Here is a 7,533-nt window from a genome sequence, read left to right as displayed (position 1 = left end):
AGACCCCTGGAAGACGACCAGGTTGATAGGCTCGGGGTGGAAGCGCAGCAATGCGTGCAGCTGACGAGTACTAATAGGTCGAGGGCTTATCCTAAGCGTTTTGGCGAATGCCAAAATCGCAACTTCGAAAGCATAAGCTAAAATCCTTCTTCGGAAGGTGAAGCAAATGCTAAGGCTAAGGATTCAACATTCGCATCCAGTTTTGAAGGTGTAACAACCTTTACATAGTAATTGTGGCGGTGTAGCTCAGCTGGCTAGAGCATTCGGTTCATACCCGGAGGGTCGGGGGTTCGAGTCCCTTCGCCGCTACCATATCTTTTTAATGCGGAGCCGTGGTGTAGAGGCCTAACATGCCTGCCTGTCACGCAGGAGACCGCGGGTTCGAATCCCGTCGGCTCCGCCATTTTCACAACATCGTGCCGGTGTAGCTCAGTTGGTAGAGCAACTGACTTGTAATCAGTAGGTCGTGGGTTCGACTCCTATCGCCGGCACCATTGCTCAAAACACAAACTCAATCTAAAATGATTGAGTTTTTTTGTTTTGTTTCGAATAACATGGAAATCACAATGAGAGACGTACGTTCTGTCTGAAATCCTTTTGATTAGAAGGGTTTTCATGCTATTTAGTGGAAGAACCCATACTCTAATAAAAAGTGAAGCAGATTGAACAATGCAAGGTACGTTACATTGATTTGGATGTTGAGCATCTGAATTGCTATCACAGAAATTATGTAAAGCTATGGATTGATCCTTTTTATAGGCTAATTAGACGAATCCTCAACGTGCAATAGAATCAGCTGCTTACTGGCTTTTTGATCTTCAAGAGGATATTGTTAAGGGCATCAGAATTGCACGGGATGTTTGGATTGGTGATGTTAAGATATGATAATAGCATCAGGTAGACTCTGAGGCCCTTTAAATTATGAGGGAGGAAATATTCGTTGAAGATCAATAATTATACGATTTGGATTGAAGCAGAACAATGGGCTGCGGGAGAGTGGAACATCCAGGATGACAATACGGATGTCATTGTGACATTTTGAAGATGGGACGGAATGGATTGCATCCTTTTATACATACGCTAACATTCTATCGCTAGCTAAGAAGAATCAACAAACCGGTGAATGCTTGAATGGCAAATATGTGTGGGGCAGTGACATGTTTCTTATTGATGAATGCAGTCGTAGTCGTATTGAAGAGGTTGTTGAGCATCTAATAGCGGAAGAGGAGTTTGATCGGATTTTCCGACAATGTGAAGTGCTTGATTTAGAAAACTGATATAAATGGGGTCTGTTTTCAACACGAGATGTAGCAAGCCTTTACAAATATTTAAGTTTCATTTAAGTAAAGGCAATTAAACTTGGAGCAACTAATCTGAAAGGAAGTGCTTCAAGTTTATGATTAAGAAACTAACTTCAACTACACTGGCGCTTGCACTCTCGCTCTCATCCACAGCTTATATAGCAGCTGCTGCCGACGATACAGGCAGCGTTACGAGCATTGCGTTATCCGACAGCGGTGTAACTGTAGATGGACAAGCAGCATCGACATCCTCTACAGACGCCGTCTATACCGGTGCTGATATTATTTATTATGAAGATGGACATGACTCATCTTATGGGGAAGGAACGGAAGCTGACGCTCACGAGAGCAGTGAAGCGGACGAGCATACGGTAGTAACGATTACAGAGCCAGGTACATATCGTTTATCTGGTAGACTGTCAGCAGGACAGGTTGCTGTCGACCTAGGAGAGGATGCGGCGACGGATCCTACAGCGAAGGTTACGCTTATCATGGATGGCGTTGATATTACGTCGACTGTTGCTCCTGCCGTTATTTTCTACAATGTCTATGAACCATACAGTGCGGATGAAGATACGAAAGGTGTAACGGATCTGTCGGATACGGGTGCACAAGTTATTCTGGCTGATGGCTCCGTGAATGAAGTAGATGGTTCTTATGTCGCACGCATCTATAAGGAAGGTACGACGAAGAAGCTGCACAAATATGATGGAGCATTCTACTCCCGTATGTCGATGAATATTAGCGGTGAGACGCTGGGTACAGGTGAACTGCACATTACGGGTGAAAAGGAAGGTTTGGATTCCGAGCTTCACTTGTCGATCAACGGCGGCCAAATCTACATTGAATCACAAGACGATGGAATTAATACAAACGAAGACGGGATCTCCGTCACGACAATCAATGGCGGCTATCTGCATGTAAATGCTGGTCTTGGTGCAGAAGGTGATGGTATTGATTCTAATGGTTACCTGACGATTAACGGCGGCACGATTGTTACGATGGCTAACGATCGCAGCCCAGACGGGGGTATTGACGCTGATAGTGACATCGCGATCAATGGAGGTACTGTCATCGCCCTTGGCACACGCAATGATGCGACAGGAACGAATTCGAAGCAGACCTTCATGGAGCTTTCATTTGCTTCCACACAGAAGGCTGGCAGCGTGATCACCTTGAAGGATGCTGATGGCAACGAGCTGTTGAACCATACGGCAGAGAAAGCTTTCCAGAGTGTTACTTTCTCTTCTTCTGAACTGGCCACGAATGAGGAATACCATGTTTATATTGATGGAGTAGAGCAGCAATATACAGGAAACAGCTTCGGCATGATGGGTGGCGGCGGAGTCGCAGGCATGGGAGCAGGTGGTGACTTTACTCGTCCTGAGCGCACTGACAACGGAACAGCACCAACAGGCCAAACGCCTCCGACAGGTGATTTCACAGGCGGCGCACCAAGTGATGCAGGCAGCTTCAATCCACAGGCATCCACAGAGGATCAAGCTAACGTAGAAGGTTCTACTGCATTTACCATCACGAGTACGGTACACAGCTTCTCCGGGATTTCGGCATCTTCTGAAGCATCGGGCAAGACCCGTGTCACTTTCAGTGTAAATAACGGAAGCGGAGTAAAGAATGTTGTTTCAGGTGGCAAGCTTGTACTCGATAGTATTACTTCTAGTGTAGATGTTGCAGATGAAGATATACAGCTTACGATCACAGATGTACCGTCAGAGAGCTTCTCGTCTTCGATCCTCTTATCTGAGGGGCTGGATGCGTTGACGCTCCCTACAGACGATGGTACGTACCAGCTTACGGTAGCCGTCGTTTCGGATAATGCGGAATATACGGGCACAGCACAGTATCAATTTACGATCGGCGGATTGCCATTCACGGATCTAAGTCCATCAGATAGCGCTTATACAGCTGTGAAGACCCTCTATGAGAAAGGTATTTTGGTTGGTACGAGTGACACGACATTTTCTCCAAATGCTAATGTGACACGAGCAACAGCTGTTACAGCACTAGGTCGCTTGCTCGGTATTGAGCAAGCAGAAACAACGACGTTCCAAGATGTGAAGCAGGGCAGTTGGTACAGCGGCTATGTTGGATGGGCATCTTCGAATGAAATTGTATTGGGTGACGGATCTGGTAATTTCCTGCCAAACTCGAATATTACGTCTAAGCAAATGGATTTGATTCTGACTCGTTATGCAGCTCTGGCGGGAATCGAATATACAAGCGCTGAGAATGATAGCGAGGATCATGCTTTAACGAGAAAAGAATTGGCAGTCATCCTTGCTGAATTAATTCAATAACTACGGCAAAACGTTATAAATAGCAAAGAGCAGTCCACCCTTATAGGATGGACTGCTCTTTGCTTTCTAATTATCACTATTTTACTACACGCTCTTGAAACTTCGCGATCGCCTCATGTTCAGCCTCGAGCTTGCGAGGGATTTGAATATAGATCGGCAGCAGCTGGTGATAAATATCAGCGTGCTCCTTGATCGGTTGATGCTGGTGCTGGGAGCCGACCATGTCCGCTACAATGTCGAGCGAGTCCGCTTTGCCGATGGCGTTAAGGCCAAGGACGACAGCGCCGAGGCACGAGCTTTCGAAGCTTTCCGGTACAACGACCTCTTGGTCGAAAATATCGGACATAATCTGCCGCCATAAATGCGAGCGAGCGAAGCCGCCAGTTGCGTGGATTCTTGTCGGTCGTCCGATCTGCTCCTCCATTGCAAGCAATACGGTGTACAGATTGAAAATAACGCCTTCTAGAACCGCGCGAATCATATGTTCCTTCTTGTGATGCATGTTCAACCCGAAAAACGATCCTCTTGCGTTCGGATTCCATAGTGGTGCGCGTTCACCCGTCAAGTAAGGGTGGAAGAGCAGTCCGTCTGCCCCAGGTCCGACTTTCTCAACGATCTGCATGATAAGATCGTAAGAATCCATGCCTAATCGTTTAGCCGTCTCTACTTCCGATGCAGCGAACTCATCTCTTGCCCAGCGCAGCAGCATGCCGCCATTGTTGACGGGCCCGCCGATGACCCATAGATTCTCGGTCAGTGCGTAGCAGAAAAATCTGCCCTTCGGATCGGTAACTGGTTTGTTAACAACCGTACGAATGGCACCGCTCGTCCCGATTGTCGCCGCAACAACGCCCGGCTTGATCGCATTTACTCCAAGGTTGGAGAGCACGCCATCGCTGGCGCCAACAACGAATGGGGTGGATGGATCGAGTCCCATTTCTTCCGCATATACAGCAGACATCCCACTCAGTGTATGTGTTGTAGGTACAAGCTTGGACAACTTCTCACTCGAAACACCAGCAAGTGCTAATGCTTCTTCATCCCAATCCAACTTCTCGAGATTCATCATCCCGGTCGCGGAAGCAATGGAATGGTCGATGACATACTCGCCAAACAGCTTGGCGAATACATATTCCTTGATCGAAATGAATTTGTATGCTTTCTCGAATAAGTCCGTTTGATCTTGGCGAAGCCACATGAGCTTAGACAGGGGAGACATGGGGTGAATCGGTGTACCGGTACGTCGATAGATCTCATGCCCATTGCATTCATTCTTCAAGCGCTCCGTCCAAGCTGCGCTTCGATTGTCTCCCCATGTGATGCAGCGCGTCAGCGGCTTGCCATCTTCATCGACAACAATGACACTGTGCATGGCCGAACTGAATGAGACGAACATCACTTGTTCAGGCTGCGCGCCGCTTTGTGCCATGATCATTTTCAACGTATGAACGACTGCGCTGAAAATCTGGTCAGGGTCTTGCTCTGCTACAGACGAAGAAGGTGTGAACAAGGGATAACCCTCGTCCGCCTTGGTTACAACCTTCCCGTTTTCTTCGAACATAACTGCTTTGGTGCTAGTTGTTCCGATATCAACGCCAATCATATAGTAAGGCTGACTCAATGGATGAACCTTCTTTCTTGAAAAAGTTGCCGTAATCCTCTCCCTATACTACCGTACTAAGCAGAAGAATCAATACCAATCCTACAACCGATAGCAGCGTCTCCATCACTGTCCACGATTTCAACGTCTGAGGGACGGTCATGTTGAAGAATTCTTTCACCATCCAGAAGCCTGCATCATTCACGTGTGAAAGGACGAGGGAGCCTGCACCGGTTGCCAGTACAACGAGCTCTACGTTCGTATCTGGGTTTTGGCCAAGCACCGGTGCAACGATGCCCGCTGCCGTTGTCATAGCAACCGTAGCCGAACCTGTAGCGACACGGATCAATGCCGCGACAAACCATGCGAACAAAATAATATTAACGTTAGCCTGCGTAGCAATATCAGCAATAGCAGCGCCTACGCCGCTGTTAATCAGGACTTGCTTGAACGCGCCGCCTGCACCAATGATTAAGATGATTGTAGCCGTAGGCGCCAAGCACTCGCTTGTAAATTTCGAAACATCTTCCTTAGAGAAACCTCTTGAGAAGCCCAAGGAGAAGAAGGCGAACACAACCGCAATAAGCAGTGCGATGATCTCATTACCGATAAACTCACAGAATACCGTAAACTGGCTTGTTGCATCTGGATCAGCAATGTTGGCGATCGAGCCGATCAACATCAAAATAACAGGAAGCAAAATGGTAAACAACGTAATGCCGAAGCCTGGGAGATTGCTGTTTTCCTTGGTCGTGAACTGTTCTGCCAAATTGGCAGGTGGTTCAACCTGAATTCTGCGGCCGATGAACTTGCCAAACAAAGGTCCCGCGATAATGGCAGTAGGGAGACCAATGATGATGGAATATAGAATCGTCTTGCCAAGATCCGCTTGATAAGCATCGATTGCGATCATTGGTGCCGGATGCGGAGGAACAAGTCCATGAACCGTCGAAAGTCCGGCCAGAACGGGGATACCGATCTGCAGCAGCGACATTTTTGTTTTACGAGCAACGATAAACACAATCGGAATAAGCAGAATAACGCCTACTTCGAAAAACACCGGGATACCAACAATGAAACCAACGATCATCATTGCCCAGTGAACGCGTTTTTCACCGAATCGATCGACCAAGGTTGTAGCAATTCGTTCGGCACCGCCGGATTCCGCCATCATTTTGCCAAGCATTGTACCAAGACCGATAACGATGGCTATCGTTCCTAATGTGCCGCCTAATCCACCGGTTATGGACTTTATGACGTCGTCAGGCTTCATGCCAGCAAGGAATCCTAAGAGCAGGGAGGAGATGAGCAGCGTGACAAACGGATTCCATTTGAACTTCGCGATCAATACAACTAGAAAAACAATGGCAACCAATGCCCATATCAACAATGTGACATTGTGACTGAAACCAAAAATCGTGTCCATGAAGTGACCTCCTGTTGTTAACCAAATCCATTTTCGTTAGCATTCCCAACATAGAACGCTTTCAACAAAATCAAGCATTTCTTTATTGTATACTTGTCGACAACACGAACGAAACGCTTTCACAAGCGTTTAACATTCGCACCAATTGTCAAATACGAATAGACGATTACGATATGCTGCTGTGCAGCGTAATGTTGGAATCTGCAAAGTAATCTTGCACAACTTTCTGAATGACATGAACATCTTTAGACTCTAATGCTTGTATGATGCCACGGTGCTTATCAATCACTCGGCTCATATTCTCCTCGCCTTTGGCGAAAACAACATCGGTCGTAATGAGCATAACGGTCAGCACGATGTGACGGATGCTTCGCCATAGATGGAGAATACGTGAATGTTTCGCCTCCACAATCATTGATTCATGAAAGCGGAAATCCAGATGCGAGAACTCGATGGCGTCATTGTACTTAAGTGCTAGCTCCATTTTATCAATGATTTGCTTCAGGTTCGCGAGAAGCGCATCGTGATCCCCAATAGCCAGGCGCTGCTGAGCGAAGCTCTCGATCAAGTAGCGGACATCGTACAGCTCCTGTAAATCTTGAATGCTAAGACCCAGAACAACAGCACCCATACGTTCCAAACGGATGAGTCCTTCATTGGACAAAGTCTTGAGCGCTTCCCGAACGGGAGATCGGCTTGTATTGAAATCGGCAGCAATTCGGTTCTCCGATAGTTTCTCACCTTGCTTGATCGTACCGTTGATAATTTGCAGCCTTAATTCGCAAGCAATCGATTCCCCGAGGGAAGAGCCCTGCAGCCAAGCTGTTGGATAATGCATATTAAGTCAACTCTCCTATATCAATCAATATTCGAACGGTTAAAAACGAT

4 protein-coding genes, 3 tRNA genes and 1 rRNA gene are annotated in these 7,533 nt (G+C 47.0%); 5 read left to right on the top strand and 3 right to left on the bottom strand.

Going from position 1 to position 7,533, the window contains the following annotated elements; genetic code table 11:
* From DFQ01_RS11370 to DFQ01_RS11345, 5 genes are all read left to right on the top strand, one after another.
* Positions 1–94: ribosomal RNA gene (locus DFQ01_RS11370) — 23S ribosomal RNA — on the top strand; the annotation flags it as partial.
* 141 nt (positions 95–235) lie between these two features.
* Positions 236–312 (top strand) — tRNA-Met (locus tag DFQ01_RS11365).
* Positions 313–326: 14 nt separating this feature from the next.
* Positions 327–403: transfer RNA gene (locus DFQ01_RS11360), tRNA-Asp, on the top strand.
* Positions 404–418: 15 nt separating this feature from the next.
* Positions 419–494, top strand: a tRNA-Thr gene (locus tag DFQ01_RS11355).
* Between the two features lie 902 nt (positions 495–1,396).
* Positions 1,397–3,619: an S-layer homology domain-containing protein gene (locus tag DFQ01_RS11345; protein ID WP_110044007.1), complete on the top strand. Its 2,223-nt coding sequence runs from the start codon at positions 1,397–1,399 to the stop codon at positions 3,617–3,619.
* A gap of 76 nt (positions 3,620–3,695) precedes the next feature.
* Here the strand turns inward: DFQ01_RS11345 and gntK are convergent, their stop codons facing one another.
* The 3 genes from gntK to DFQ01_RS11330 form a co-directional block, all read right to left on the bottom strand.
* The gene (gene gntK / locus DFQ01_RS11340; protein WP_174812698.1) at positions 3,696–5,240 is read right to left on the bottom strand and encodes a gluconokinase; all 1,545 of its coding nucleotides are present in this window, start codon (positions 5,238–5,240) and stop codon (positions 3,696–3,698) included.
* A gap of 43 nt (positions 5,241–5,283) precedes the next feature.
* Positions 5,284–6,645 carry a GntP family permease gene (locus DFQ01_RS11335; RefSeq protein ID WP_110044006.1) on the bottom strand — a complete coding sequence of 454 codons (1,362 nt, stop codon included), beginning with the start codon at positions 6,643–6,645 and terminating at the stop codon, positions 5,284–5,286.
* 166 nt (positions 6,646–6,811) lie between these two features.
* Positions 6,812–7,483, bottom strand: a complete 672-nt coding sequence (locus DFQ01_RS11330) for a GntR family transcriptional regulator (protein WP_110044005.1) — start codon at positions 7,481–7,483, stop codon at positions 6,812–6,814.
* Positions 7,484–7,533 lie beyond the last annotated feature (50 nt).

The organism is Paenibacillus cellulosilyticus, assembly GCF_003182255.1.
GTDB classification, from domain to species: domain Bacteria; phylum Bacillota; class Bacilli; order Paenibacillales; family Paenibacillaceae; genus Paenibacillus_T; species Paenibacillus_T cellulosilyticus.
The sequence above is the reverse complement of the archived record's forward strand: the minus strand, read 5'-3'. Positions and strand labels throughout refer to the sequence as shown.